This is a genomic window from Paenirhizobium selenitireducens ATCC BAA-1503 (genome assembly GCF_900492185.1).
Lineage (GTDB): Bacteria > Pseudomonadota > Alphaproteobacteria > Rhizobiales > Rhizobiaceae > Allorhizobium > Allorhizobium selenitireducens_A.
Map to the genome: position 1 here is coordinate 136858 of NZ_UEYP01000003.1, position 24216 is coordinate 161073.

Consider the following 24216-nt stretch of genomic DNA (forward strand, 5'->3'; position numbering starts at 1 on the left):
TAAGAGGCAGCGACCGCGCCCGAGACAGTCCTTGCCCCCCGAAACGACAAAGGGCCGGAAGCATGCTTCCGACCCATCGAGTGATGGATAACGTCGAGAACAGGCTTCAGCTCGCCCGACGCATGGCCCCGCCAAGGCCTGTGTCGCCGGCCAAATGACCACCGCCGAGTGAGAACTGCCCGAGCCGCTGGTCCATCTCGCCCGCCTCCTGGGCGAGCCGATGGATCGCCGCCGTCGTTTCCTCTACCATAGCCGCGTTCTGCTGTGTCATGGCGTCGAGCTGATTGACCGAACCGTTGATCTCGGAAAGCGTCTGGGCCTCCTCTCGGGTCGAGCTCATGATCTCGCTGATGCGGCCGTTGATCGCCAGAACATGCGAGCCGATCCCCTGGAGGGCGGCCCCCGCCTTCTCGACCAGTGTGACGCCATGTTCGACCTCAGTCGTCGACTTCGCCAGCAGGCCGGCAATCTGCTTGGCCGCCGCCGCCGAGCGCTGGGCAAGCTCTCGCACCTCCTGCGCGACGACGGCAAAACCCTTGCCGCTTTCGCCGGCCCGTGCCGCCTCGACGCCGGCATTGAGCGCCAAAAGGTTGGTCTGGAAGGCGATTTCATCGATCACGCCGATGATCTGGTTGATCTCCTGCGACGAACCCTGGATCGCCTCCATCGCGGCGATCGTCTCGCGCATGATGTGGCTCGACTGTTCCGTGTCGTTCTTGGCGTTGCGGGCAATTTTTTCCGCATCCTCGGCGCGGGCGATCTGGGTGCGCACGCCCTCGGTGATCGCCTTGATGGCGCTGGCCGTCTGGGTCAGGGCGGCGGCCTGCCGTTCCGTGCGCTCGGCCAACTGGTCGGCGCCGGAACGCATCTCGTCCGAACCTTCCCGAACGGCGACGGAGTTCCCGCCGATGCCGGCGAGCGTGGCGCTGAGCGTCGACAGCGCCTTGTTGAAGTTGTGGCGGAGCGACTCGAGTTCCTGCGGGAAGGTTGTACGGATTTCGAAGGCGAGATCGCCGCGCGCCAGCCGGTCGAGGCCCTCGTCGAGAGCGGCGACGACCGCCTGCAGGCTCTGGGCTTCCGTTTCCCTTTCCGCCATGCGCTGGCGACGTTCGATATCGGCCCGCTCGCGTTCGGAGCGGGTCTCCGATTCGAGGCGCTGCTGTTCGATCAGGCCCAGGCGGAAGCGCTCCAGCGCCTTGGCCATGGTGCCGATCTCGTCGCGGCGTTCCTGGTTGGCGACGGCCTCGTCGAGCTTGCCGTTGGCAACGTCACCGGTGACGGTGGCGAGCTTGGCAAGCGGAGCGAACAGCCGCCCGGTCAGATAACCGGTCGCGATTGCCATGACCGTGAGCACCACGACGGCCGTCACGAAAAGCGTCATGGCGATGTGCCAGGAACCGGCACCGAGCTCGGCATGGGTGAGGCTCTCGACCACGAGATAGGTATCACCACCGTAGGAGACCGGCCGACCATAGGCGTTGGCCGCGCCATCGGCGCGCTGGAACGAGGAGATGACGATCTCCTTGCCATTGATGGCTTCTGCCGGAAAACCGAAGGGTGCCGCGGAAATATCCGCAAGCTTGCCATCGGACGACAGCCTGATGCCGCTTCCGTCTTGAGAAAGGATGGCGGCCTGCTCGCCACTGTCGGCGTGGATCCCCTTGGACAGGATGCTGGTGATTGCGCTGTCCTTGAGCTGGAACAGGATCGCACCCTTGAACGACCCGAACTTGACCACGGGCACGGCAAAATAGATGTCCGGCGACTGCGGATTGCTGCCCGCTCTCAGCCCGGAGAAACGCGTCGGGGCGGCATCGTCGACCGCCTTGCCGGCCTCTTCCACGCTGCGGGCGAAGGCGCGTCCGAGGCCCGTCGCGGCCAGGGGACCGCTTGCCACGTTCTCGGCGAAGCTTTCGCCCTTCCTGTAGGAATAGATGACGTTGCCGGCCTGGTCGACGATCAGCAGGTCGCGGAACTGGGTGTCCTTGAGAAAGCCCGCGACCTGGGTCTGCACCGTCTCATGACTCGAATAGTAGAATCCGCTCGGACCCTCCGGCTTCAGCAGTTTTTCGAGTTCGGCGGGATTGGGGTTCTTGGTGATGAAGACGTCGCGCAATTCCTTCCTGGCGTCGCCAGAGGTCTTGACGATCGTGTTCCAGCCGCTCTTCATCGCGGTGATCGACTGCTGCAGGCTCTCGATCTTGGCGATCGAGGTCGCCTGGTTTTCCAGCTGCGCCAATTGCTCATTGAGAATGTCGCCGCGGAAAGTGAGCGTCGAGCGCATGGACCGGAAGGTCTGGTCCTCGAAGACGGCACTGGACGTGGAATAGGCCAGAATATTCAGCAGTCCGACCGACAAGACAGTCAGCAGGAGAAATATGCCGATGACCTTGGAGGACAGCGAGTTGAAACGACTAGTCATCTTGAATCCCGTTTTCCGCGCCCCACTCTGCGCGTGTGTTTTTATGGCGTCGAAATGGCAGAGACGCGCACGTCTCGCCAATAGACGCCTTACGGTCGGGATTTTTCTTTAAACGCCGGTTAAAGCCCGCGGCAAATTCTCATCACAAAGTAGAATACGCGGAATTATGGCTGGAATACCGGATTATTCTCGGAGATCAGCGAAGATTTCCGTGGATCGCAGCCGTGCCTCGACGGAATGAATGGGCATGGAGATGATCAATTCGTCGGCGCCTGTCATTTCGAGGAACGTATTCAGCCGGGATTTTGCCGTCGCCGGGGCCCCGACCACGGCATAACGCAGGGTGTGCTCAACCCCGTAACGCTCGACTTCGCTCCAGATCCCTTCCATCGTCTCGACAGGTTTCGGGAATGGCTTTCGCACATTGCGGCGCAGGTTGACGAACTGCTGCTGTGACGACGTGAACAAACGTTCGGCCTCGGCATCCGTTTCGGCTGCAACGCCCATGATGCCGACCATGACATAGGGCTTGTCGAGTTCGTCCGACGGCTGGAAGCGCTCGCGATAGATGGCGATCGCCTCCATCAACTGGTCCGGGGCAAAATGCGAGGCAAAGGCGTAGGGAAGCCCGAGCGCCGCGGCCAGATGGGCGCTATAAAGACTGGACCCGAGCAGCCAGAGCGGCACATGGCTGCCCATGCCGGGAACCGCAAGCAGCGCCTGATCCTCGGCGGGCTCGCCGAGCAGTCGCCTGAGTTCGATGATGTCGTGGGGGAAACTCTCCGTCCCCGCTTCCATATTGCGCCTGAGCGCCCTGGCCGTGCGCATGTCGGTGCCCGGCGCCCGCCCGAGACCGAGATCGACACGACCGGGAAACAGCGCCTCCAGCGTGCCGAACTGCTCGGCGATGACCAGAGGCGAATGATTGGGCAGCATGACGCCGCCCGAGCCGATGCGGATGCGCTTGGTGGCCTGACCGACATGGGCGATCACCAGGGAGGTTGCCGCGCTGGCAATGCCCGGCATGCCATGATGCTCGGCCAGCCAGAACCGGTTGTAGCCGCAATCCTCCGCCTTGATCGCCATCAGCCGGGAGGCGTCGAGCGCTTCGGAGATCGAGTGGCCCTCGGCGATGGGCGAGAGGTCGAGGATGGAAAAGGGGATCATGGCTTGGGTCCGGTGTGGTTTCGCGGTCGCCCCTATGTAGAGCCACCACCCGCGAATGCCAAAGCCGGAATGACGACTTTCTCTGATCGTCACTTCAATGTTTTTGTTTTGTTCACTTAGTTCTGGCAGACCGGCGGGCAGGAAGCTAGAGTGACGCCATGCAGAACGCGATTCGAATCATCGGCATTGACCCGGGCCTCAGGCGATGCGGCTGGGGCGTCATCGAGACGCTCGGCAATTCACTGCGCTTCGTCGCATCCGGCACCGTGACCTCGGACGGCGACATGGACCTGGCCTCCAGGCTCTGCCAACTGCATGACGGTCTTTCGGAAGTGGTGCACGCCTACCAGCCGCACGAAGCCGCCGTCGAGCAGACCTTCGTCAACAAGGACGCCGTCGCCACCCTGAAGCTCGGCCAGGCCCGCGGCATCGCCATGCTGGTGCCGGCGCGGGCCGGACTGCGGGTCGCGGAATATGCGCCCAATGCGGTGAAGAAGGCGGTCATCGGCGTCGGCCACGGCGAGAAGCAGCAGATCCACATGATGCTGAAGATCCTCATGCCCAAGGCCGAGTTCAAGGGCAACGACGCCGCCGACGCGCTCGCCATCGCCATCTGCCACGCCCATAATCGCGGCGGCGACCGCATGCGCCAGGTGCTGGCCAACGCCTAGTTTGTTCTTGACTTGTTCCGAAAGTAAGATATTTTCTTACTCAAGAAGGAGCGAGATCATGCGCGTCACATCCAAAGGGCAGGTCACCATACCTCGCGACTTGCGCGAACTGGTCGGCATCGAGCCGAACAGCGAGGTCGTATTCACGGTCGAGGACGGCAAGTTGACCCTGGCGCCCAAAGGCAACCGGAATTCCGATGTAGAACGGAGCCGTCTCGCCACGCTGATGCAGGCCCTCGACGCACTCGAGGGCACCGGTGACCAGACGATCGATGCCGAGGCCCTGATGGCCATGACGAGGGATCGCTGATCCATGGCGACATTGGTCGACACGAATGTCCTCGTCGATGTAGCGGTGCGCGACCCGGTGTGGCTCGGCTGGTCGCGCGCGGCGCTGACCCGGGCGGCGGCCGAGCAGCCCCTGTTGATCAATCCGGTCATCTATGCCGAGTTTTCGGTGCGCTACGACGATATCGAGACAGTCGACCAGCTGCTTCCGCAATCCGATTTCCATCGTGAGGGCTTGCCCTGGGCTGCGGCCTTCGCCGCCGGCGTTGCTTTCGGCCGGTACCGCAGGACCGGCGGAGCGCGCGAGCGTGTGCTGCCGGATTTCATGATCGGCGCGCATGCCGCCATTCGCGGCTATTCGATTCTCACGCGCGATCCGAAAGGCTACCGCACCTATTTCCCGATGGTTCCCCTCATTACTCCCGAAACCCATCCCTGACGGATCTTATCCATGATCGGCAAGCTCAAAGGCACCATCGACGAAATCGGCGACGACTATGCGCTGATCGACGTGCATGGCGTCTGCTACGTCGCCTTCTGCTCCTCGCGCACGCTGTCGCGCCTCGGCTCGCCGGGCGAGGCGGCGGTGCTGTTCATCGAGACCTATGTCCGCGAGGACCAGTTGAAGCTGTTCGGTTTCATGACGGCACTGGAGCGCGAATGGTTCAACCTCCTGCAGAGCGTCCAGGGCGTCGGCGCCAAGGTGGCCCTTGCGCTCCTGTCCACGCTCACGCCCTCGGAACTCGCCAATGCCATCGCGCTGCAGGACAAGACCGCCGTGTCGCGCGCGCCGGGGGTCGGCCCGAAAGTTGCGGTCCGCATCATCACCGAGCTGAAGAACAAGGCGCCCGCCTTCGCCGGCGAGGCGGCCGCCAATATCGGCCTCAAGCAGGAGCTCGGCGAAGGTGTCGCCCCTGCCCCGGTTGCCGATGCCGTCTCCGCACTCACCAATCTCGGCTATTCCCGCGAGCAGGCCGCCAATGCCATCTCCGCCGCCCTGAAGAACGGTGGCGAAGGCGCCGACAGCGCCAAGCTCATCCGGCTGGGATTGAAGGAGCTGTCGCGGTGATTGCTGGAGAAGGCAAATTGCCTTACTATTCCTGAAAAGTAAGGAGTATTGGATTTGGGCTTTAACATCACTGTCACGGCCAAGGGCCAGATGACCATTCCAAAACACGTTCGGGACGCACTCAACGTCAGGCCCGGCGACAAATGCTACGCCTGGGTCCGAAATGGCGAGATGATCGTTGTACCAAGGAACAAGCCGCTGAGCGAGTTGGCCGGCTTTATGGGCAAGCCGCCATCGGAACGCGAGGCGACCGTGGAGCAGATCGACGCGGCGATCGAGGAAGAGGCCGTTGAGCGCTACGCGAACTCCGGACGCCCGGGCTGAGAGTGATGAGCACGCGACAAGGCATCGATACGAATGTGCTGCTGCGTATCGTGGTCGGCGACAGCCCCGAGCAAATCGGGACGGTTGAGCGGCTGCTGGATCGGTTGCGCGACAGAGAGACCATTTTCGTCAACGTGTCGGTCGTTCTGGAGGCAAGCTGGGTCCTGAAACGGTTCTATCGCTTTCCGCGTGACCGTATTCTCGACTTTCTCCAGGCCCTGCTTGAGAGACGCGAATTCGAGATCGCCGACTACGAGGCCGTCGGAAATGCGTTGGATCTCTGCCGGCGCGAGAATGTAGACTTTGCCGATGCGCTTCTGGCCGAGATGAACCGGCTGGCCGGCTGCGCAACGACCTTCACCTTCGACAGACGCGCTGCGTCCCGCGTACCCGGCATGGAACTCCTCGCATGAGCACCCCAAACCCCATCCTCTCCCCCGACAAGCGCGGCGAGGACCTCGACACGGCGCTGCGCCCGCAATCGCTTGACGAATTCACCGGCCAGGCGGAAGCGCGCGCCAATCTGAAGATCTTCATCGAGGCGGCGAAGAACCGGGGCGAGGCGCTGGACCATGTGCTGTTCGTCGGCCCGCCGGGGCTCGGCAAGACGACGCTTGCCCAGATCATGGCCAAGGAACTCGGCGTCAACTTCCGCTCGACCTCCGGCCCGGTCATCGCCAAGGCCGGCGACCTGGCCGCCCTCCTGACCAATCTCGAAGAGCGAGACGTGCTCTTCATCGACGAGATCCACCGGCTCAACCCGGCCGTCGAGGAAATCCTCTATCCCGCCATGGAGGACTACCAGCTCGACCTGATCATCGGCGAAGGCCCCGCCGCCCGCTCGGTGAAGATCGACCTTTCCAAGTTCACCCTCGTTGCCGCCACCACCCGCCTCGGGCTCTTGACCACGCCGCTGCGCGACCGTTTCGGCATTCCGGTGCGCCTCTCCTTCTACACGGTCGAGGAACTGGAGCTGATCGTGCGGCGCGGGGCCCGGCTGATGGGGCTCGGCATGACGGACGAAGGCGCCCGCGAGATCGCCCGCCGCGCCCGGGGCACGCCGCGCATCGCCGGCCGCCTCCTGCGCAGGGTGCGCGACTTTGCCGAAGTCGCCCGCGCCGAGGCCGTCACCCGCGAGATCGCCGACGAGGCACTGACCCGGCTTCTGGTCGACAATATGGGCCTCGACCAGCTCGACAAGCGCTACCTCAACATGATCGCCGTGAACTTCGGCGGCGGCCCGGTCGGCATCGAGACGATCGCCGCCGGTCTCTCCGAACCGCGCGATGCGATCGAGGACATCATCGAGCCCTACATGATCCAGCAGGGCTTCATCCAGCGCACCCCGCGCGGCCGCGTGCTGACCACCACGGCGTGGAAGCATCTGGGCCTCCAGCCGCCAAAGGATCTGGAGGCCGCCCAGTTCCGCCTGACGCTGGAAGACGATTGAACTCCGCTGCAAGCAGGTGCCGCTGGGACCGAACCATGAGGCCAGGGAGGCAACATTCCATGACCGAGGCGTATGACCCCACCCGCGTCTTCCGCAAGCTCGCCCGCGCCAATGCGCTCGCCAATCTGCGCCTGCACAAGGCGGTGGCGCTTCTGCAGCCCGGCGAGTTCGAGGCGTCGCGCACCGGCTTCTTCCCGTCGATCCGGGCGACGCTGAACCATATCCTCGTCGTCGACTGGTTCTATGTGGATGCCCTGGAGGGCGGCACGCTGGGCCCGAAGGCATGGGAAAATGCGGAGCCCTTCGCCGACGCAGCCGAGCTGCGCACCGCGCAGGCCGACGTCGACCGCCGTCTTCTCGAACTCTGCGACAACCTGACGTCCGGCGATCTTGCCCGCACCGTCGAGGTCCATCGCGGCAGCCGCATCCAGACCGACCGGCTCGACGACATCCTCAGCCACCTGTTCCAGCACCAGACCCACCATCGCGGCCAGGTTCATGCCATGCTCTCCGGCACCAGCGTGAAGCCGCCGCAGCTCGACGAGTTTATCGTCGGCGACGACCGGGCCGCACGCGCCATGGAGATGGCCGATCTCGGATGGAGCGAAGCGGAGCTGATGGGCTAAGGCTCAGCACCGCAAGCTGTCTGCAAGACTCCGCACGGTTGCTTCGAGCCGTTCTTTGCCGCCCGGCATCCAGCCCAGCGCGCGGATCTTGTCCGTCGCCATCTCCGCCACGAGCGTCTTGTCTGCCGGCACCGGCAGCGGGTGCGGAGACCCGCTTGCCATCTTCAGGGTCGAGAGGATCTCACGGGTGTCAGTGACGACGTCCGAGACGTTGAACGCCTCGCCGCACACCCTCGCCGTATCGCCCTCCAGCATCAGCCGCACCGCCTGCCCGACGTCCCGGCCATGCACTTCCGAGCCGGCACGCACCGGCACCGCCCCGCCTGAGAGATAGTAGGCGAACATTTCGTCCCATTTGTTGGGTCTGAGATCTCCATAGACACCAGTCAACCGGAGGCTCGATCCGGCAAAGCCCGGGCCGGACATATCGGCCAGCACCTGCTCGGCCAGCAATTTGACTTCGCCGTAAAGGCCTTTCGGATGCAGCTCCGCCGTCTCGACCAGCGGCATCCCCGGCGCAATACCGTCATAGACGGCCCGGCTCGACAGAAACACCACGCGCCGCACTCCGGCCCGCCGCGCGGCATCGAATAGCCTCACCGTCCCATCGAGGTTCAGCCGGCGAAACCGCACCGGATCGTCGCCTTCCCCGCCCCGGTATTTCCCCGGCTGGTGGTCGAAGGCCGCGTGGACGAAGTGATAGGCTTCATCGAAATCGTCGATCGGATCGTATTCTGGATCGAGCGACAGCGAGCGAAACCCGACAGGCCGCGAGAAGTAACCCGCCGCAGGCGGCGACCGCCCGCCGACGATCACGTCGTAGCCGGCGGAAAGCAGGGCTTCGACGACATAGCGGCCGACCAGCCCCTTGCCCCCGGAGACAAGGACCTTCATGCCGCAGCAGCCGGCACCGGATTGGCCAGCGTCGCGATGTCCGGAACGCCAACGCCGGAATGATAGGCCTGCCACAGGTCGATGAGCGGCTTGAGCAGAGCCGCCTTCGGATGGTCGGCTTCCCACGGCTTTTCATACTGGTAGTGCAGGACGCCGATCTCTTTCCAGTCCCACAGCTCCGGCAGGTTGAACCAGACATATTGCAGCATGTTCATGAAGACCGGCAGGCCGTGCCAGTCGGGAAAGAAGGTTTCGAGAAATGTCTGGTCGGTGCGCCGCCAGAACACGTCCGGCTCATCCAGCTGCTTGAGCATGGCGCCGAAGGTGGCAAGCGACGGCTTGGCGACGAACACGCCGGAATTCAGCCGGTGGAAATCGGCAAGACTCTCGTAGACATTCGGCGCCGCGGAGAATTCCGGATAGTCGAACAGCTTGTCGATGTTCTTCAACACGATCGCGTCCGCATCGATGAAGACGCAGGTCGCGTAGTCGATCAGTTGCCAGAGTCTCAACTTGCAGAAATTGTCGAGCGGCGAATGAAAGGACGGCTTGCGCCCCTTGGTGAAGGGCGCATTCGCATGCAGATTGCCGCGCCCGTGGCGCAGGTTGAACGCATGCGAGAGAGGCAGATGATCCACCTCCACCAGCCGGCAGCCGAGCGCTTCCAGCGGCTGAAGCGCACTCGCCTCCACCCCGCCGGTGAAAAGCACGACGATATCGGCCGGGCTGCCGGTGAGCCGGATCGACCGTGCCAGCGCCACCGCGCCCATAGCATAGTCCGCATTGGTCACCAGGGTGACGAAGGCATTGCGCGAACCGGCCGTGGTTTGCGGCCGGATGCCGCGCAGCATTTCCGTGCCCATCATCATGACACGGATTTCAACTTCTTGCCTTCCGGGTCGCGGTTGATCGTCTTGGCGATGTCCTTGGTCCAGGCCGAGACGGCCGGCACGCGCGAACGATCGACGCGATAGGCGAACTTCTTGGCAACGTCGACGATCTCGTCCAGCAGGCCGCCCTTCAGCGTCGTCGGTTCGAGCCCGAGGCCGAGGAACTTCTCGTTCCTGACGATCAGGTCGTTCTCAGGGGCTTCCTTGCGCGGATTGGGTAGCCAGGCGATCTCGGTACCGGTCATCTTCGAGATCATCTCGGCCAGATCGCGGACCCGGTGCGTTTCCGTCATCTGGTTGAAGATTTCCACGCGCGACCCGCGCGCCGGCGGATTGTTGAGCGCGATCTCGATGCAACGCACCGAATCCTGGATGTGAATGAAGGCGCGCGTCTGCCCCCCGGTGCCATGCACGGTCAGCGGATAGCCGATCGCCGCCTGGATGAGGAAGCGATTGAGAACCGTGCCATAGTCGCCGTCATAGTCGAAGCGGTTGACGAGCTGCGGATGGCGGCGGGTCTGTTCAGTATGGGTCCCCCAGACGATGCCCTGATGCAGGTCGGTGATCCGCAGGCCGTCGTTCTTGGCGTAAAACTGGAACAGCAGCTGATCGAGGCACTTCGTCATATGGTAGATCGAGCCGGGATTGCTCGGATAGAGGATTTCCTGGGATACCGTCTCGCCCTGCATCGTCTCGATGCCGACCGGCAGATAGCCTTCCGGGATCGCGGCTCCGACCGTCGAATAACCGTAGACGCCCATCGTGCCGAGATGGACAAGGTGCGAATCGAGGCTGAGTTCGGTCAGCGCGTTCAACAGATTGTGCGTGGCGCTCACATTGTTGTTGACCGTGTAGTTCTTGTGGCGGTCGCTCTTCATCGAATAGGGCGCGGCGCGCTGTTCGGCGAAATGGATGATCGCGTCCGGGCGCTCCTCCGCCAACCAGTTCTTCAGGAGTTCGTAGTCCTTGGCGAGATCGATCAGATGGAAATGGATGCGCCGGCCCGTTTCCGCGTGCCAGATGCGGGTGCGCTCCTGGATCGAATCCATCGGCGTCAGCGACTGCACTCCAAGTTCGGTATCGATCCAGCGGCGCGACAGGTTGTCGAGGATATGGACATCGTGACCGGCATCGGAGAGATGGAGGGAAGTCGGCCAGCCAACGAATCCGTCTCCGCCCATGACTGCAATTTTCATATGGTAGTCTCCTGTGCCGGTAAGGTCTGAAATCTGATAATGCCGATTTGTGACAGAACTACAATGGTCGCCGGATCGCTGGGCACGGACAGCCGTTCAGATGCCGACAGAACAAGGTAAGAGCATGAATCAAAAGACGATTTCTCTCTGTGGAGAACTGACGGAAAACGGTCATCGCCTCACCCAGCGCGTCTATTATGAAGACACCGATTTCTCCGGTCTGGTCTATCACGCCCGCTATCTGCACTTCCTCGAGCGTGGCAGAACCGACTATCTGCGTTGTCTCGGTGTCGAACAGAGCGCCTTGATCGGCATGGACGAGGAAGGCCTCATCTTCGTCGTCCATCGCATGGAAATCGACTTCAAGGCACCGGCCCGCATGGACGACGTCCTGGAGATCAGGACAGCCACCACCAAGGCGGGCGGTGCCAAGATGGTGCTGGAGCAGGAAATAAGCCGCGCCGGCGACCTGCTGATCGCCGCCAGGGTCGTTATTGCCGTGGTCAATCGCAACGGACGTCCCCGCCGCCTCCCAGAAGGACTGGCCGCCCGCTTCCTCTCCTGATTGGACCCGCGCCGCGGGCCCGCGCTAACGGTCCCTTAACCATAATGATGTCTTACTGCCCGCGTGGAGATTTGTGCAACGCACGCCTTCCTTTGACCAAATTTGAGGGCAAGAAGGCAATCTGGGAGCTTGAAGCGGAATAAGGGCGTTCGGCAATGGCAACCGCACAATTCCGCAACAGAGCTTTTTCACCGCCCGGTCCTGTGCCGGGCGTTTGGATTTCGGGGATTTAGAAGCGATGGAAGAAGTAGGTTTGGCAGCGGCGACGCATGACGTGAGCCTTTGGGCCCTGTTCATGCAGGCAGGTTTTGTCGTCAAATTGGTCATGCTCGGACTGCTCGCCGCCTCGGTCTGGACCTGGGCGATCATCATCGACAAGTTCATGAGCTATTCGCGTGCCCGCCGCCAGTTCGACCAGTTCGAACAGGTGTTCTGGTCGGGTCAGTCCCTCGAGGAGCTTTACCGGACGCTGGCGGAACGCAGCAATACCGGGCTTGCCGCCATGTTCGTCGCCGCGATGCGCGAATGGAAGAAGAGTTTTGAGCGCGGCGCCCGTTCGCCGATCGGCCTGCAGATGCGCATCGACCGCGCCATGGACGTGACGCTGGCGCGCGAATCGGAGGGACTGGAAGCCCGCCTCACCTCGCTGGCGACCATCGGTTCGGCCGCTCCCTTCGTCGGCCTGTTCGGCACGGTCGTCGGCATCATGACCTCGTTCCAGGCCATCGCCGGATCCAAGTCGACCAACCTGGCGGTCGTCGCCCCCGGTATCGCCGAGGCGCTGCTGGCCACCGCGATCGGCCTCGTCGCCGCTATCCCCGCCGTCATCGCCTACAACAAGTTCTCCGGCGAGGCAGGCAAGCTGACCGCCCGCATGGAAGGCTTCGCCGACGAGTTCTCCGCCATTCTTTCGCGCCAGATCGATGAAAAGCTGCAGCCTCGCCAGGCCGCGCAGTAATCGTCCGGACTAGGAGACGCACGCTATGGGTATGAATGTCGGATCGGGCGGTGGTGGCGGTGGCCGTCGTGGCGGAAGGCGCGGCGGCAGGAAAGCGCCGATGAGCGAAATCAACGTCACGCCGATGGTCGACGTCATGCTGGTGCTCCTGATCATCTTCATGGTCGCGGCACCGATGATGACGGTCGGCGTGCCGATCGACCTGCCGGAGACTCAGGCCAAGGCGATGAGTTCCGAGACCCAGCCGATCACCATTTCGGTCAACCCGGCCGGCGAGATCTATCTCCAGGAAACGGCGATCCCCCTCGAGGACGTGGTTGCCAAGCTCGAGGCGATCGCCACCACCGGCTACAATGAGCGCATCTATGTGCGCGGCGACACCGCCGCCGCCTATGGCACCGTCATGCAGGTCATGGCCCGCATTTCCGCGGCCGGTTTCAAGAATATCGGCCTCGTGACCCTGCAAGAACAGGACAAGTGATCGGACGCGATGAGAGCTAGTCTCATTTCTTCGGCTGTGCTGCACGGGCTGGCGCTCACCTTCGCGCTGGTCAGCATCGGCGCGCCCGAATCCTTCGACGTCGCCGACGTCGAGGCGCTCCCGGTCGAGATCGTTCCCATCGAGGAGATCACCCAGATTCAGCAGGGCGACAAGTCCGCGCCGGTCGCCGAGAAATCGGCCCCCGTGCCGACCAAGAAGCCGACCTCCGTCGCGGATGCGCAGAATATCGGCGAGAACAAGGTCGACCTGAAATCGGTGCCCAAACCGGCCGAAAAGCCGACCAATGCCGAATCCTCGGCCGCCCCGGAAAAGGTCGAGAAGGTCCAGCCGACGCAGGACGATGTCACCAACGACATCAAGGACATCATCAAGGAAGAGACGGTCGCCGAAAAACCGGTCGAAGTGGCCAAGGCCGAACCGCCGAAGCCCGAACTGACGCCCGAACCGAAGCCCGAGCCTCCCGCCGAGCAAGCGCCGCCGGAAGAAGCCGCCGCCGAGGAAATTCCGCTGCCCGACAACGTGCCGGTCCCCTCCGCCAAGCCGAAGCCGGAAAAGCCGAAGCCGGCCGAGGCGAAGCCCGCGGAGACCAAGCCGAGCCAGAGCGAGACGGCCAAGGCCGAGAACAAGAAGAAGGACGTCAAGACCCAGGAGACGGCAAAGTCGAAATCCGCCAAGGAGAGCGACTTCAACGCCGACGAGGTCGCGGCCCTCCTCAACAAGAACGACCCGACCGCCGGCGGCGCCAAGGCATCGCCGGACAAGGCGGCCTTTGGCGGCAAGACCACCACCGGCGGCTCGAAGCTCAGCCAGAGCGAGATGGACGCGCTTCGCGGCCAGATCCAGAACAACTGGTCGGTCATTCCAGGGCTTGCCGATGCGGCCGACGTCCGTATCCGGGTGAAATTCCAGCTCGACGAATCCGGTCAGCTGATCGGCGAACCCGAAGTCACCGCGACCGGTGGCACGCCGCAGACCCAACAGGTGCTGATGGGCGGCGCGCGCCGCGCCGTCCTGCGCTCCGCCCCCTTCAAGAACCTTCCCCAGGACAAATACGACGCCTGGTCGGAAGTGATCGTCAATTTCGACCCCAGCGAACTGATGTAAGAGCTGAAAGGCTTGGATCTTATGATTAAACTCAACCTTCTTCGAACCCTGATGGTGATTGTCGGCATGGCCGGCGCTTTTGCCACCCCGGCGAGCGCCGTCGTCGAAATCAACATCAACAAGGGCAATGTCGAGCCGCTGCCAATCGCGATCACCGACTTCGTCTCGGCCGACGGCATCGGCGCGAAGATCGCCGCCGTCGTCGAGGCCGACCTCAAGCGCTCCGGCCTCTTCGCCCCGGTCAACCGCGCGGCCTTCATCGAGAAGATCACCAATCCCGACCAGGCTCCGCGCTTCGAGGACTGGAAGGTGGTCAACGCCCAGGCGCTCGTGGTCGGGCGGATCAGCAAGGAAGGCGACGGTCGTCTTCGCGCCGAGTTCCGCCTGTGGGACACCTTTGCCGGCCAGCAGATGACCGGCCAGCAATTCTACACCCAGCCGGAGAACTGGCGGCGCGTCGCCCACATCATCGCCGATGCCATCTATGAGCGCATCACCGGCGAAAAGGGCTATTTCGACACCCGCATCGTCTTCGTCTCGGAAAGCGGCCCGAAGACCGACCGCAAGCGCCAGCTCGCCATCATGGACCAGGACGGCGAGAACGTCCGCATGCTGACCGGCTCCAAGGACATCGTCCTGACGCCGCGCTTCTCGCCGAGCCGCCAGGAAGTGACCTACATGTCGTTCGAGGGCCAGCAGCCGCGCGTCTACCTGCTCCAGCTGGAGACCGGGCAGCGCGAAGTGGTCGGCAACTTCCCCGGCATGACGTTCTCGCCGCGTTTCTCGCCCGATGGCCAGCGCGTCATCATGAGCCTGCAGCAGGACGGTAACGCCAACATCTACACCATGGACCTGCGCTCGCGCACCACGACCCGGCTCACCTCGACGGCTGCGATCGACACCTCGCCGTCCTATTCTCCTGACGGCGCCCGGATCGTCTTCGAATCCGACCGCGGCGGCCGCCAGCAGCTCTACGTGATGAACGCCGACGGCTCGGGCCAGCAGCGCATCTCGTTCGGCGACGGCTCCTACTCGACCCCCGTCTGGTCACCGCGCGGCGATCTCATCGCCTTCACCAAGCAGTCGGGCGGCAAGTTCTCGATCGGCGTGATGAAGACCGACGGCTCGGGCGAGCGCATCCTCACCTCCGGCTTCCACAACGAGGGCCCGACCTGGGCGCCGAACGGCCGTGTTCTGATGTTCTTCCGCCAGAGCGCCGGCGCCGGCGGCCCGCAGCTTTATTCGATCGATCTGACCGGATACAACGAACAGTTGGTCAAGACCCCGACCTACGCTTCCGATCCGGCCTGGTCGCCGCTCCTCGAATAGGCCGCATTCATGCCGCTTTCCTGCCGCAAGGTCCCACAGAATGGCGCATCGCGGCAGTGATTTGACACTTTCTTAACCATGTTCGTTGGATGCCGGTTAACCTCGAATGGTTAAAGTCCGGCAACCCTAACGGAAAGACATCAAGGAGACCGGCCATGAGCCGCATTCACACTCCGGCGAAGAGCCGCATGCAGCAGATCGCCAGCAACCCGGCCGTCATCGCCCTCGCCCTGACGCTGGCGCTTGCCGGCTGCGCCTCGAAGAAGAACCTGCCGAACAGCGCCTCCGACCTCGGCCTTGGCGCCGGTGCGGCAACGCCGGGCTCGACCCAGGACTTCACCGTCAATGTCGGCGACCGCATCTTCTTCGACACCGACTCGACCTCGATCCGCGCCGACGCCCAGCAGATCCTCGACCGTCAGGCCCAGTGGCTCGCCAAGTATCCGAACTATGCGATCACCGTCGAAGGCCATGCCGACGAGCGCGGCACGCGCGAATACAACCTGGCGCTCGGCGCACGCCGCGCCGCCGTCACCCGCGACTACCTCGCTTCGCGCGGCGTTCCGGCCAGCCGCATGAAGACCATCTCCTACGGCAAGGAACGCCCGGTCGCCGTCTGCGACGACATTTCCTGCTGGTCGCAGAACCGCCGCGCGGTCACCGTTCTCGGTGGCGCCGGAATGTAACCCACGCCCCAAGCGGCAGAGTTGCGAAAAGGCGGCTTCCTCCGGGGAGCCGCCTTTTCTTTTCTCCACACTTTGGCCGAACTTCGGTTGCTTTTTACCGACAATTGGAAAGAATCTCCGGGTTGCGCCAAGCCCGGCGCGACGTGACATGAGAGACAGGAACCAGACATGAAAAGACTTGTCATGGCCGCATTGCTCGGAGCGGCGACTGTGGCCGGCCTGCCCGCAAGCGCCAGTTCGATGCAATTGCTTGCACCGCGCCCGGCGCCGCAAGCCGGGACTGCCGCCGACAACGGCCAGCATGCACCGGTGATCCTCGCCCAGAGCACGGATCCGTCGATCCGCGTCCAGCAGTTGGAGGAGGAAATCCGCAACCTCAACGGCCGGATCGAGGAAATGAGCTTCCAGATCCTGCAGATGCAGGAGCAGATGCGCAAGACCCAGGAAGACAACGAGTTCCGCTTCCAGGATCTCGAGAAGGGTGGAGCCAAGAAGAGCGGCGCCCTCGACGCGCCGGTCGACGGCAGCGGTCAATCCGATTCCGTTGCCGAAATCATCACCCAGGACCCGGCACCCGGCAGCAATGCCGGGTCCGACCCCCTGGCCCAGCCGGAACAGGTCCTCGGTTCGATTGAACTGGACTCTTCCGGCATGCCGCGTTCGGCGACGGTCAACCAGGATGCGATCGGCAACGGATCGGCAGCCCTTCCCGGCGTCGAGACCGTCGCGCCGCCGACTTCCCCTTCGAGCACCGCTTCGATCGGATCCGAAGGCGATCTCTATCAGGTGGCCTATGCGCATGTCCTTTCCGGTGACTATGCCATGGCCGAGAACGAGCTTGCCGATTTCATTTCCAGCTACCCCCAGAGCGCCAAGATCGCCGATGCCAATTTCTGGTTGGGCGAAGCGCAGTATTCGCAGGGCAAGTTCAACGAATCGGCAAAGACCTTCCTCAACGCCCACCAGGCCTACGGCTCCTCCCCCAAGGCACCGGAAATGCTCTTGAAGCTCGGCATGTCGCTTGCCGCCCTCGACAATACCGAGACCGCCTGCGCCACCCTGCGCGAAGTGACGAAGCGTTATCCCAAGGCATCGCGCGCCGTGGTCTCCAAGGTCGCCTCGGAGCAGAAGCGGCTTCGCTGCTGACTGGCTGCGGCACAGCCGTGGACACGCCTTCTCCCGCCCGCCTTTCATCCCCCGAAGACGCCGCACGGCGGTTCTTGACATCCATTCGCCATCCGACGCGACTGCTCGTCGCCATCTCCGGCGGAAGCGATTCGACCGGCCTTTTGTTGGCCCTGAAGCGTGCGATTGCCGATTGTGGCGCCACCCACAGCCTTGTCGCAGCGACCGTCGACCATGCACTGCGCGCCGACTCGTCCGACGAAGCCCAGGCCGTCGCTCGTCTCTGCGCGTCACTCGACATTCCCCACCGCATAATGACGTGGCACGGAGAGAAGCCCCTGACCGGCATTTCCGCGACAGCCCGCGAGGCGCGCTATCGCTTGCTCGCCGACGCCGCCACGGCGCTCGGCGCAACCGCCATCGTCACCGGCCACACAGCCGACGATCAGGACGAAACGATCGCCATGCGCGCCGCGCGCGCCGACGAGGACAGCATCGGCCTGTCGGGCATGGCGAGCGCGACCCTATACGACCGACGCATCTGGCTGCTGAGGCCCTTTCTCAAAGTGCGACGGGAGGCGATCCGCGACTATCTTTGCAATGCCGGCTTCGGCTGGATCGACGATCCGAGCAATGTCGACCTTCGCTATGAGCGCGTCCGTATCCGGCAGGATCAGAGCTCAGCCTCGCCGCCATCCGCAGACGAAGCCGCCATGCGACGGCGTCATCTATCAAAGGGTGCGGCGGATCTGATCGCAAGCAGCGCCACGCTTCATGCCGGCTGCCTCATCGCGCTGTCGCCCGAGGCGCTCGGTACCGAGCCGGCAATTCTGCGCCATGCGCTCGCGACGCTCGTGGCGATCGCCGGCGGCAAACCGCACCGGCCGGCTACGGCCGCGATGGACAAACTGATGCGGCTGGTGGGTTCAGGATTGCCCGGCCGGATGACGCTGGCGCGCGCACTCGTGCAGTGCCGGCGCGATGGCCTCTATCTGTTGCGCGAACTCCGCGATGTTTTGCCGCGTCCGGTGCCGGCGCATACGACCCTCCTGTGGGATGGCCGATACCGCATCACCAACCCGACCGACGAGGCGCTGCGGGTCGCACCTGGCATGGACCTCCATCTGTCGCCCGAAGCACTCGTCCTGCCACCGGCAATGCTCTTCCACACGGCGCGTATTTCCCCGCAGATCCGGGCGGAATCGGCGTTTGCAGGCGGTAGCCAGGCCACTCCCCCGCATGCCAAGGTCGAGCCGGCCTTTCCGCTGTTTGACCGCTTCCTTGCCGAAACCGACCTCCCCCTCGCCGATGCCATCGCACGCCTGTTTGGAGGCAATGCCTATTTGCCGCCCCCGACTTAAGCGGTTATTGACGGAAAACGCATCGCAAGCGCGGCTTTGCCTTGGCAATGCCCCAGTGCGATCCTATGTTAGTCGATAATCTGGCGGGCATTCAGCGCGCAACACATGTTCGGGGAGTTCTATGAACCCAAATTTTCGGAATTTCGCGCTCTGGGCGATCATAGCCCTCCTGCTGATTGCCTTGTTCAGCATGTTCCAGACGTCGCCGTCGCAAACCAGTTCGCGCGAAATACCCTATTCACAATTTCTCCGCGAAGTGGATGCCGGCCGGGTCCGTGACGTGACCGTCACCGGAAACCGCGTGCTTGGCACCTATGTGGAGAACGGCACGGCATTCCAGACCTATTCCCCGGTCGTCGATGGCAGCCTTCTGCAGAAACTGCAGGACAAGAACGTGATGATCGTCGCGCGCCCCGAGACCGACGGCTCGTCCGGCTTCCTGAGCTATATCGGCACCCTTCTGCCCATGCTGCTGATCCTCGGCGTCTGGCTGTTCTTCATGCGCCAGATGCAGGGCGGCGGCCGTGGCGGCGCCATGGGCTTCGGCAAGTCCAAGGCCAAGCTTCTGACCGAAGCGCATGGCCGCGTGACCTTTGAAGACGTCGCAGGCGTCGACGAAGCCAAGCAGGACCTCGAGGAAATCGTCGAATTCCTGCGCGACCCGCAGAAGTTCCAGCGCCTCGGCGGCAAGATCCCGCGCGGCGTGCTGCTGGTCGGTCCTCCGGGCACCGGCAAGACGCTGCTCGCCCGCTCGGTTGCCGGCGAAGCCAATGTACCCTTCTTCACCATTTCCGGTTCGGACTTCGTTGAAATGTTCGTCGGCGTCGGCGCATCCCGTGTCCGTGACATGTTCGAGCAGGCCAAGAAGAACGCGCCCTGCATCATCTTCATCGACGAAATCGACGCCGTCGGCCGCCATCGTGGCGCCGGTCTTGGCGGCGGCAACGACGAGCGCGAACAGACCCTCAACCAGCTGCTGGTCGAGATGGACGGGTTCGAAGCCAATGAAGGCGTCATCCTGATCGCCGCGACCAACCGTCCCGACGTTCTCGACCCGGCGCTGATGCGTCCCGGCCGTTTCGACCGCCAGGTCGTCGTGCCGAACCCCGACATCGTCGGCCGCGAACGCATCCTCAAGGTCCATGCCCGTAACGTACCGCTCGCTCCGAACGTCGACCTCAAGGTCCTCGCCCGCGGCACGCCGGGCTTCTCCGGCGCCGACCTGATGAACCTCGTCAATGAAGCCGCCCTGATGGCCGCACGCCGCAACAAGCGCGTCGTCACCATGGCCGAGTTCGAAGACGCCAAGGACAAGATCATGATGGGTGCGGAACGCCGCTCCTCCGCCATGACCGAAGCCGAGAAGAAGCTGACCGCCTATCACGAAGCCGGCCATGCGATCACCGCGCTCAACGTGCCGGTCGCCGACCCCTTGCACAAGGCGACCATCATTCCGCGCGGCCGTGCGCTCGGCATGGTCATGCAGCTGCCCGAGGGCGACCGCTACTCGATGAGCTATAAGTGGATGGTCTCGCGCCTGATCATCATGATGGGCGGCCGCGTTGCCGAGGAACTCACCTTCGGCAAGGAGAACATCACCTCGGGCGCATCCTCCGACATCGAGCAGGCGACCAAGCTCGCCCGTGCCATGGTCACGCAGTGGGGCTTTTCCGATGTGCTCGGTCAGGTCGCCTACGGCGAAAACCAGCAGGAGGTCTTCCTCGGCCATTCGGTTTCGCAGACCAAGAACGTCTCGGAATCGACCGCCCAGAAGATCGACACCGAAGTTCGCCGTCTGATCGACGAGGCCTATACCGAGGCCCGCCGAATCCTGACGGAGAAACACGACGATTTCGTCGCCATGGCGGAAGGTCTCTTGGAATACGAAACGCTCTCGGGCGACGAGATCAAGGCGCTGCTGCGCGGCGAAAAGCCGGCCCGCGACATGGGCGACGAAGGTCCGTCCGGACGCGGCTCGGCGGTTCCCTCGACCGGTTCCAAGAAGGACGCGCCGAAGGGCGGCGAACCGGAAGGCGGCCTAGAGCCTCAGCCGCACTGAACCGGCAGATAAGAAATGCCAGGGCCACCCGCCAGACCGGCGGGTGGCCTTTTTCTTTTCGCTCACAAGATGTATGCGCTGTTGACGCTAATTTACGTGCCCTTCGTCCCGTTTTATGGCAAGAGCACGCGCATTGCAGTTTTGCCGGCCACTTGGCCGGCTCGGGAATCCAGCGCCTTTCGCCAGCGCCTCGTGAGGCCGGCTCGATCATTGCAGGAGAACAGATGACTCGTCGCTATTTCGGTACGGACGGCATTCGTGGTCAGTCCAACCAGTTTCCGATGACCCCCGATCTCGCCATGCGCGTCGGCATTGCCGTCGGCACTATCTTCCGCCGCGGCCACCATCGCCACCGGGTGGTGATCGGCAAGGACACCCGGCTCTCCGGCTATATGCTGGAAAACGCGCTGGTCGCCGGCTTCACCGCCGCCGGTCTCGACGTCTTCCTGCTCGGCCCCATCCCGACACCCGCCGTCGCCATGCTGACGCGCTCGCTGCGTGCCGATATCGGCGTGATGATATCCGCCTCGCACAATCCCTTCGCCGACAACGGCATCAAGCTGTTCGGCCCGGACGGCTACAAGCTCTCCGACGAGATCGAGCACCAGATCGAGGCCCTGCTGGAAGACGACATCTACGCGCAGCTGGCACCCGCCCATGAGATCGGCCGGGCCAAGCGCGTCGAGGGCGACATTTACCGCTACATCGAATTCGTCAAGCGCACGCTGCCGCGCGACGTCACCCTGCACGGCCTGAGGGTCGCGATCGACTGCGCCAACGGTGCCGCCTACAAGGTGGCGCCAGCCGCTCTCTGGGAGCTCGGTGCCGAGGTGGTGACCATCGGTAATGCGCCGAACGGCACCAACATCAACCTCGACTGCGGCTCGACCCATCCGGCCGCCCTGCAACAGAAGGTCCACGAGGTGCGCGCCGACATCGGCATCGCGCTCGATGGCGACGCCGACCGCGTCATCATCGTCGACGAGAACGGCAAGATTGTCGACGGCGACCAGCTGATGGCGGCAATCGCCGAGACCTGGGCGCAGGACCAGACCCTCAGGGGCGACGGCATCGTCGCGACCGTCATGTCGAATCTCGGTCTCGAACGCTTTCTCTCTGGCAAGGGCCTCACGCTCGCCCGCACCAAGGTCGGCGACCGCTATGTCGTCGAGCACATGCGCCAGCACAATTTCAACGTCGGCGGGGAGCAGTCGGGCCATATCGTGCTGTCCGATTTCGGCACCACCGGCGACGGCCTGGTCGCAGCGTTGCAGATCCTCGCCTGCGTCAAGCGCACCGGCAAGACCGTGAGCGAGATCTGCCACCGCTTCGAACCCGTCCCGCAGCTCCTGCGCAATGTCCGCTTCTCCGGCGGCAAGCCGCTTGAGGATGCGGCCGTCAAGCAGGCGATCGCCGACGCCGAGAGCGAACTGTCGAAAAACGGCCGCCTGGTCATCCGCCCGTCCGGAACAGAACCGCTGATCCGCGTCATGGCGGAAGGCGACGACCACGAACAGGTCGAGCGCATCGTCAACGGGCTGGTGAGCGTGATCGCTGGCGTGCGCAGCGAAGCGGCTTAGGGGCCAGCGCGAACCACACGCATGATGCGTTGAATGGTTGCATTCGATTGGTGCCGCGACTATCTTTCTCGCGAGAGAGGATATGGCAATGTCCCAGGAGACGATCGATTTCAGCTTTCTGGCAAAGCTCGGACAAAAGACCTTTGACGCGCTGAAACTGCTTCGCAGGGAGGTGGCGGAGATCCGCACGCTGTCCCTGCAGAGCTATGAATTCGTCAAGCGTGTCGAACGCCGCCAGGCGGAAATGCGCGAAGATCTGGAACTTGCTGTCAAGATGGAACTGGGCGGAAGCGTCGGCCACCTGCAGACCATACTGGAGGGCGCACTGGCCAAGATCGAAGACAAGGTCGACAACGCACTGGAGCGCGTCGCCGCGATCGAACAGAGCCCCTGAAACAAGAGAGCCCGGTCAGATCCTGACCGGGCTTCTTTCTTGACAGACAGGCTGAAAAATCAGGCCGAAAGCTTGGCCATGACTTCGTCGGACACTTCGAAGTTCGAATAGACGTTCTGCACGTCGTCGTCGTCTTCGAGCGTGCCGATCAGCTTCATCAGCGACTGCGCCTTTTCTTCGTCGACCTCGATCGTGTTCTGCGGCTTCCAGATCGCCTTGACGCTTTCCGCCGCACCGAGCACGTCTTCGAGCGCCTTCGAGACTTCGTTCATGTCCTCGAAGGCGCAGTAGATCGTGTGTCCGTCTTCATCGGAGACGACGTCTTCGGCGCCGGCCTCGATCGCCGCTTCCATGACCTTGTCGGCATCGCCGACGGAAGCCTTGTAGGTGATCTCGCCGACGTGATCGAAGGAGAAGGACACCGAGCCGGTTTCGCCCAGTGCGCCGCCGGCCTTGGTGAAGGTCGAACGGACGGTCGAAGCTGTGCGATTGCGGTTGTCGGTCAGCGTCTCGACGATGACGGCGATGCCGCCCGGACCGTAGCCCTCGTAACGGATCGCATCATAGCTCTCGGCGTCGGCGCCCGACGCCTTCTTGATCGCACGGTCGATATTGTCCTTCGGCATCGACTGCGCCTTGGCGTTCTGCACGGCCAGGCGAAGGGCGGCGTTCATGCTCGGGTCGGGCAGGCCCATCTTGGCCGCAACCGTGATTTCGCGCGCGAGCTTGGAAAACATCTTGGAACGGATACCGTCCTGTTTTCCCTTGCGGTGCATGATGTTCTTAAACTGTGAATGGCCAGCCATGGCACCCCTGATCAGGTCTATTTGTGAGGAATGGCGCCTTATACGAGCGAAATCGGCCCTGTTCAAGGGGAACTGCACGATTCGCCGACCCGCTGCCTTCGGCCCGTCAATCCACACCGCCAGCGCTTTCGCGGGAACAAGAACCCCGGCCGGCCCGTTGCATTGCCGAAACCCACCAACAACAGGAGATGGTTCATGGCAAGCTTCAGCGAAGCGCGCGAAACCCCGGTCGAGCAGCTGTGGGACGAGATCGAGGACATTCATGCCGGCATGCTCGGCCTCGAGGGCGGCCACATGCACATGCAGCCCATGGCACCCTTCGCCGACCCCACGACCAATACGATCTGGTTCTTCACCAAGACGGATTCGCATCTCGTGCAGGCACTGAAGCCCGGCAGCCGCGCGCATTTCTGCGTCGTCGGCAAGGACCACGACTATCACGCCTGCCTTGGCGGCCTGATCGCCGAGCGCAAGGACCCGGCCAAGATCGACGAATACTGGAGTTCGATCGTCGAGGCATGGTACGACGGCGGCAAGGCCGACCCCAAGCTTACCATGCTCGCCCTCAAGCTCGACGACGGCGAGATCTGGGCATCGACCGGCAATCCCCTGAAGTTCGGCTGGGAGATCGCCAAGGCGAACCTCAGCGACGACAAGCAGCCTGACATCGGCGTCCACCGCCGCGTTTCCTTCGCCTGATTTCGAGCCCTCCCGAAGGATGAACGCCCGGCCATTGAGCCGGGCGTTTGC

Annotated in this window: 26 protein-coding genes; 20 read left to right on the plus strand and 6 right to left on the minus strand. The window is 63.4% G+C overall.

The features are described from left to right. Positions 1-106: 106 nt before the first annotated feature. Positions 107-2422: a methyl-accepting chemotaxis protein gene (locus tag RHIZ70P_RS06855; protein ID WP_115669655.1), complete on the minus strand. Its 2316-nt coding sequence runs from the start codon at positions 2420-2422 to the stop codon at positions 107-109. 183 nt (positions 2423-2605) lie between these two features. Beyond that, positions 2606-3589 (minus strand): LLM class flavin-dependent oxidoreductase, encoded by a 984-nt coding sequence (locus RHIZ70P_RS06860; RefSeq protein ID WP_115669656.1) that lies wholly within the window; start codon positions 3587-3589, stop codon positions 2606-2608. Positions 3590-3747: 158 nt separating this feature from the next. Here RHIZ70P_RS06860 and ruvC point away from each other — a divergent pair, with 158 nt between their 5' ends. The 8 genes from ruvC to RHIZ70P_RS06900 are packed head-to-tail and all read left to right on the plus strand — an operon-like array spanning position 3748 to position 8017. Then, entirely contained in the window at positions 3748-4260 is a 513-nt protein-coding gene (gene ruvC, locus RHIZ70P_RS06865; protein WP_115669657.1) for a crossover junction endodeoxyribonuclease RuvC, read from the plus strand. A 58-nt stretch (positions 4261-4318) separates the two neighbouring features. Further along, positions 4319-4570 carry an AbrB/MazE/SpoVT family DNA-binding domain-containing protein gene (locus RHIZ70P_RS06870; RefSeq protein ID WP_115669658.1) on the plus strand — a complete coding sequence of 84 codons (252 nt, stop codon included), beginning with the start codon at positions 4319-4321 and terminating at the stop codon, positions 4568-4570. Positions 4571-4573: 3 nt separating this feature from the next. Continuing rightward, positions 4574-4987, plus strand: a complete 414-nt coding sequence (locus RHIZ70P_RS06875; RefSeq protein ID WP_115669659.1) for a type II toxin-antitoxin system VapC family toxin — start codon at positions 4574-4576, stop codon at positions 4985-4987. A 12-nt stretch (positions 4988-4999) separates the two neighbouring features. Next, positions 5000-5617, plus strand: coding sequence for a Holliday junction branch migration protein RuvA (gene ruvA / locus RHIZ70P_RS06880; RefSeq protein ID WP_028736471.1), 618 nt, complete (start codon positions 5000-5002; stop codon positions 5615-5617). 54 nt (positions 5618-5671) lie between these two features. Then, positions 5672-5941, plus strand: coding sequence for an AbrB/MazE/SpoVT family DNA-binding domain-containing protein (locus tag RHIZ70P_RS06885; RefSeq protein WP_115669660.1), 270 nt, complete (start codon positions 5672-5674; stop codon positions 5939-5941). A 5-nt stretch (positions 5942-5946) separates the two neighbouring features. Further along, positions 5947-6354 carry a PIN domain-containing protein gene (locus RHIZ70P_RS06890; RefSeq protein WP_115669661.1) on the plus strand — a complete coding sequence of 136 codons (408 nt, stop codon included), beginning with the start codon at positions 5947-5949 and terminating at the stop codon, positions 6352-6354. Beyond that, complete coding sequence (gene ruvB / locus RHIZ70P_RS06895) at positions 6351-7391, plus strand: Holliday junction branch migration DNA helicase RuvB (protein WP_028736474.1); 1041 nt, start codon at positions 6351-6353, stop codon at positions 7389-7391. The genes RHIZ70P_RS06890 and ruvB overlap by 4 nt, the downstream gene beginning before the upstream one ends. A gap of 59 nt (positions 7392-7450) precedes the next feature. Further along, a complete protein-coding gene (locus tag RHIZ70P_RS06900) occupies positions 7451-8017 on the plus strand; it encodes a DinB family protein (RefSeq protein ID WP_115669662.1) in 567 nt (188 codons plus the stop codon). A 3-nt stretch (positions 8018-8020) separates the two neighbouring features. Here the strand turns inward: RHIZ70P_RS06900 and RHIZ70P_RS06905 are convergent, their stop codons facing one another. Genes RHIZ70P_RS06905 through RHIZ70P_RS06915 form a run of 3 tightly spaced genes read right to left on the minus strand, consistent with a single transcriptional unit; the run spans position 8021 to position 10997 of the window. After that, entirely contained in the window at positions 8021-8911 is an 891-nt protein-coding gene (locus RHIZ70P_RS06905; protein ID WP_115669663.1) for an NAD-dependent epimerase/dehydratase family protein, read from the minus strand. Further along, complete coding sequence (locus tag RHIZ70P_RS06910; RefSeq protein WP_115669664.1) at positions 8908-9780, minus strand: glycosyltransferase; 873 nt, start codon at positions 9778-9780, stop codon at positions 8908-8910. Before RHIZ70P_RS06910 ends, RHIZ70P_RS06905 begins: the two co-directional genes overlap by 4 nt. Beyond that, a complete protein-coding gene (locus RHIZ70P_RS06915; protein ID WP_115669665.1) occupies positions 9777-10997 on the minus strand; it encodes an NAD-dependent epimerase/dehydratase family protein in 1221 nt (406 codons plus the stop codon). Before RHIZ70P_RS06915 ends, RHIZ70P_RS06910 begins: the two co-directional genes overlap by 4 nt. Before the next feature lie 124 nt (positions 10998-11121). Here RHIZ70P_RS06915 and ybgC point away from each other — a divergent pair, with 124 nt between their 5' ends. The 11 genes from ybgC (at position 11122) to RHIZ70P_RS06970 (ending at position 22660) form a co-directional block, all read left to right on the plus strand. After that, positions 11122-11562, plus strand: coding sequence for a tol-pal system-associated acyl-CoA thioesterase (gene ybgC, locus RHIZ70P_RS06920; RefSeq protein WP_115669666.1), 441 nt, complete (start codon positions 11122-11124; stop codon positions 11560-11562). 238 nt (positions 11563-11800) lie between these two features. Next, a complete protein-coding gene (gene tolQ, locus RHIZ70P_RS06925; RefSeq protein WP_115669667.1) occupies positions 11801-12520 on the plus strand; it encodes a protein TolQ in 720 nt (239 codons plus the stop codon). A gap of 25 nt (positions 12521-12545) precedes the next feature. Next, on the plus strand, positions 12546-13001 hold the full coding sequence (gene tolR, locus RHIZ70P_RS06930; RefSeq protein ID WP_115669668.1) for a protein TolR: 456 nt from the start codon (positions 12546-12548) through the stop codon (positions 12999-13001). A 9-nt stretch (positions 13002-13010) separates the two neighbouring features. Next, positions 13011-14126: a hypothetical protein gene (locus tag RHIZ70P_RS06935; protein WP_115669669.1), complete on the plus strand. Its 1116-nt coding sequence runs from the start codon at positions 13011-13013 to the stop codon at positions 14124-14126. Positions 14127-14147: 21 nt separating this feature from the next. Then, a complete protein-coding gene (gene tolB, locus RHIZ70P_RS06940) occupies positions 14148-15455 on the plus strand; it encodes a Tol-Pal system beta propeller repeat protein TolB (RefSeq protein WP_115669670.1) in 1308 nt (435 codons plus the stop codon). Between the two features lie 155 nt (positions 15456-15610). After that, complete coding sequence (gene pal / locus RHIZ70P_RS06945) at positions 15611-16141, plus strand: peptidoglycan-associated lipoprotein Pal (protein WP_115669671.1); 531 nt, start codon at positions 15611-15613, stop codon at positions 16139-16141. Positions 16142-16309: 168 nt separating this feature from the next. Further along, positions 16310-17287, plus strand: a complete 978-nt coding sequence (gene ybgF, locus RHIZ70P_RS06950) for a tol-pal system protein YbgF (RefSeq protein WP_115669672.1) — start codon at positions 16310-16312, stop codon at positions 17285-17287. A gap of 74 nt (positions 17288-17361) precedes the next feature. Further along, complete coding sequence (tilS, locus tag RHIZ70P_RS06955) at positions 17362-18627, plus strand: tRNA lysidine(34) synthetase TilS (protein WP_181903964.1); 1266 nt, start codon at positions 17362-17364, stop codon at positions 18625-18627. A 121-nt stretch (positions 18628-18748) separates the two neighbouring features. Beyond that, a complete protein-coding gene (ftsH, locus tag RHIZ70P_RS06960; RefSeq protein WP_115669674.1) occupies positions 18749-20686 on the plus strand; it encodes an ATP-dependent zinc metalloprotease FtsH in 1938 nt (645 codons plus the stop codon). Between the two features lie 224 nt (positions 20687-20910). Beyond that, entirely contained in the window at positions 20911-22266 is a 1356-nt protein-coding gene (gene glmM / locus RHIZ70P_RS06965) for a phosphoglucosamine mutase (RefSeq protein WP_115669675.1), read from the plus strand. Positions 22267-22354: 88 nt separating this feature from the next. Then, on the plus strand, positions 22355-22660 hold the full coding sequence (locus RHIZ70P_RS06970) for a hypothetical protein (protein WP_115669676.1): 306 nt from the start codon (positions 22355-22357) through the stop codon (positions 22658-22660). Positions 22661-22719: 59 nt separating this feature from the next. On the opposite strand, the gene RHIZ70P_RS06975 is transcribed toward RHIZ70P_RS06970, so the two are convergent. Next, positions 22720-23466 (minus strand): YebC/PmpR family DNA-binding transcriptional regulator, encoded by a 747-nt coding sequence (locus RHIZ70P_RS06975; protein ID WP_115669677.1) that lies wholly within the window; start codon positions 23464-23466, stop codon positions 22720-22722. A 195-nt stretch (positions 23467-23661) separates the two neighbouring features. On the opposite strand from RHIZ70P_RS06975, the gene RHIZ70P_RS06980 reads away from it, so the two are divergent. Then, the gene (locus RHIZ70P_RS06980; RefSeq protein WP_115669678.1) at positions 23662-24165 is read left to right on the plus strand and encodes a pyridoxamine 5'-phosphate oxidase family protein; all 504 of its coding nucleotides are present in this window, start codon (positions 23662-23664) and stop codon (positions 24163-24165) included. Positions 24166-24216 lie beyond the last annotated feature (51 nt).